Below are 2,951 nucleotides of genomic sequence, written 5' to 3'. Positions count from 1 at the left end.
AATTAAAAAAGCGATAGCGCTATATCAAAACACCGATTATATTATTGAATTAGCAAGAAATCATCTTGAATTACAAAAATATGATGAAGCATTAGAACAAATAAATCATATTCTTACCATAGATCCAAATCATACTATTGCAATAAATTTAAAATCACAGTGCATGCAATCAAAAGAAAACTTTATTACGAATCCAATCTCTGGTAAAGACATGGAAAGTAAATTATTAGCTTAAAAAGTTAATAATATTTTCTGTTTTTATCTTGGAAAGAAATCGATATATGAAGTTATTTTTTGTATTAGTATGTGCTTTATTATTTCCTATTTTCTCATCTTCTAAAGAGTTATGTATTAAAAATGATAAAGGAATTTTTTGTGGAGTTGAAGTTACTGTCGAAGAAAAAAATATAAATAGACGAGAAAATAAAAGAGAATGTGTCGAGTTTAAAGGCAGTAAAATTTGCGGATATGATTGTAAAAAAACAATATTTGGAGCTGACTGTAAAAGAGAAAAAGACGAAAAATGTATTGAAAATATAAATGGAGTGATATGCGGTTATAATTGCAAAGAAAGTATTACAGCATCTGGCTGTGCCTCGAAGCCATTTTATGAATGTGTTATTCGATTTGGAGAAGTTAAATGTGGAACGGATTGTAAATCAAAATATGGAAATTTAGAATGCGAAGAAGATGATCCAAATGCAAAGTATATTAGGTAGTCCTTATTTTATTTTAAATTTCTGAATAATGTTTTGAAAATAAATCGGTTTGTTCTTGGTCGGGTTGAATTTCAATTATTCTAGATTTTTTGGAAGTTAGAATATTTTTGCTATTTCTATGCAATTCATACGTTAGTCGCCAAAACTTTGCTAAATATTTGAAATCAAAATCATGGTTATTTTGGCATAAAGTTGAGGCATCTCCTTTTAATACCTTATTAAATATTTTTCCGCCTTTATTATTTATGATAACAATGTTCGCAATTAAATTGGGTCGTTGATTTAACATCCATAAACCTGCCATGTCATATAGTGTTGTTAAATCCCCAAATATTCCCCAATTTTCGGAAGAAAATTCTTCTGCAAAACCGAGAAAAGATGAAATTTGACCATCAATTCCATTTAAACCACGAGAAGCATTTATTTTAAAGTTTTTATTTTCGTGTGTTGCAGATAAATCCCAGTTCCGAATAGGTAAACTATTTCCTAAAAAAACTCGAGAATTTATTTCTATTTTTTGCGATAAGTGATAAAAAGCAGATTCCTCAGCTTCTGGATAAAGATCAAATAATTCATTTAATTTCAAATAACATTTTTTATCTAATTCCAAAAATAAATTCATTTTGTTGTCATAATGTGAGTATTTTTTTATTTTTATGTTTGAAAGAAATAACTCAACAGAAGTATTTATACTTTCTGAGTTTGGCATACCTGGAAAACTACTATTTGAAATGGATAAAACATTTATATTTTTATAAGTCTCATCTAAATCTCTCCATATTCTGTGTGTTGGAGTGCCACCAATCTTTAAAATAGAATCAATTTTAAAGTCAGATTTTTTTGAATTTTCCCATATTTTATCAGCACAATTTATTTTTAAATGATTGAATTCTTGAATTTCTCTTATATTTGAAATAGATTCTAAGTATACTGGTGCATTTAAATTTTTTATAAATTGAATAATTCCTGTATAATTATTCTCATTTAATTGTGAAATAATTACAATTAAATTATTACTCTGTGAAATGAAATTTTCTAATTTATTTTTGTCTTGATTCAATAATTTTTGATTTGTATTCCACAATTTTTTATTTTTTTCATAACGAATTAAGTGAATTTCTTTTAGATCACCGCTTTGTAAAGGAATATCAAAACAGATATTAAAATGTATTGGCTTATTATTTGGAACATTTGATAAATCAAATGGTTGCCCTGGGGAAAGATCAAAACAGGCGCTGACATAAATTCCAAAAATATCTTTTTGTTCTGCACTCTGAGGAGAACCTGTACTTCGATAAGATTTAGGTCTGTCAGCCGTAATTAAAATTAAAGGCAAATTGGAATAATAAGCTTCCATTACAGCTGGAAGAAGTTCTCCTACTGCTGTTCCCGAAGTCGTTATAATGGCAACTGGTTTTTTTAAAGATTTTATTCTACCTAAAGCATAAAAGGCAGCAGATCTTTCTTCAAAGTGATTAAATACTACTTTATGATTGCTTTTTATATTACAAACAGTTTCTATTAAAGGAATATCTCGTGCACCAGCGCAAACGTAAAATTCTTCAACCCCCCATTCTAGAAGATTGCAAATTATTTCTCTTGAATATTCTCTATTCATTTGATTTTCCCTAAAAATTTAGACAAGGGAATGAACCCCACCAAACTCCCATAACATAGTTTTGAGATGGTGGCATAGAGCAAAATTATTTTTTAAAACTCCTTTATTATAGCTTTAAATAGCTCTTTTATGTCTTCTTTTTTTGTAAGAGTCGTCTTTTTAGATTTTGCAAAAATAAAGTTAGTGATTAAAGAAGATAGTTGCGGGTTAAAATCATAAACATTTTTATAAGCCATATCCCATTCATTAAAAATACGTTTATCCTCTTTTTGTTCATATAATATTTTAACTTTACCATGTCTTGAGTCATTTTGAATTTTTTTATATAACATTTGTACGTTTGATTTATCTCCTTCTAAAAACTGTAAAAAGAATCCTGCATTATAAATTAATAGGCCAGTTATATTTAATGCTTTATTGTTCAATCTAGATTTTTGTAATAATTCATCTAAACGAAACATAGAAAAAGTTTCTGAACTTTGGCTTAAGTATAAGAGTTGATAAATTTTAGACATAAATATTGCCTCTAAAAATAATTTATAAATTTTCTTTTATACTTTCTGCTATGGACCCCATTTGAGTTGACACATGATTAATGTGAATTTTGATACTGT

General features: G+C 27.4%; 4 protein-coding genes. 2 read left to right on the top strand and 2 right to left on the bottom strand.

Translation table 11 applies throughout. The annotated features are described in order from the left end of the window. Positions 1–235 (top strand): hypothetical protein (locus ACIQ56_RS16290; protein WP_397602093.1); only part of this gene is annotated, 235 nt, incomplete at its 5' end. A 46-nt stretch (positions 236–281) separates the two neighbouring features. Beyond that, the gene (locus ACIQ56_RS16285; RefSeq protein ID WP_397602092.1) at positions 282–719 is read left to right on the top strand and encodes a hypothetical protein; all 438 of its coding nucleotides are present in this window, start codon (positions 282–284) and stop codon (positions 717–719) included. 13 nt (positions 720–732) lie between these two features. Here the strand turns inward: ACIQ56_RS16285 and menD are convergent, their stop codons facing one another. Together menD and ACIQ56_RS16275 are read right to left on the bottom strand one after the other, a co-directional pair. Next, entirely contained in the window at positions 733–2,337 is a 1,605-nt protein-coding gene (gene menD, locus ACIQ56_RS16280; RefSeq protein ID WP_397602091.1) for a 2-succinyl-5-enolpyruvyl-6-hydroxy-3-cyclohexene-1-carboxylic-acid synthase, read from the bottom strand. A 92-nt stretch (positions 2,338–2,429) separates the two neighbouring features. After that, positions 2,430–2,852: a BLUF domain-containing protein gene (locus ACIQ56_RS16275; RefSeq protein ID WP_397602090.1), complete on the bottom strand. Its 423-nt coding sequence runs from the start codon at positions 2,850–2,852 to the stop codon at positions 2,430–2,432. Positions 2,853–2,951 lie beyond the last annotated feature (99 nt).

The organism is Silvanigrella sp. (assembly GCF_044369315.1).
In the GTDB taxonomy this organism is placed as follows: domain Bacteria; phylum Bdellovibrionota_B; class Oligoflexia; order Silvanigrellales; family Silvanigrellaceae; genus Silvanigrella.
Note: the sequence above shows the minus strand (reverse complement) of the source record. Positions and strands in the feature narration are given on the sequence as shown.

Excerpts from the sequence above, each read along its gene's own strand:
- menD (WP_397602091.1), bottom strand. The coding sequence starts at position 2,337 with ATGAATAGAGAATATTCAAGAGAAATAATTTGCAATCTTCTAGAATGG.
- ACIQ56_RS16285 (WP_397602092.1), top strand. The coding sequence starts at position 282 with ATGAAGTTATTTTTTGTATTAGTATGTGCTTTATTATTTCCTATTTTC.
- ACIQ56_RS16275 (WP_397602090.1), bottom strand. The coding sequence starts at position 2,852 with ATGTCTAAAATTTATCAACTCTTATACTTAAGCCAAAGTTCAGAAACT.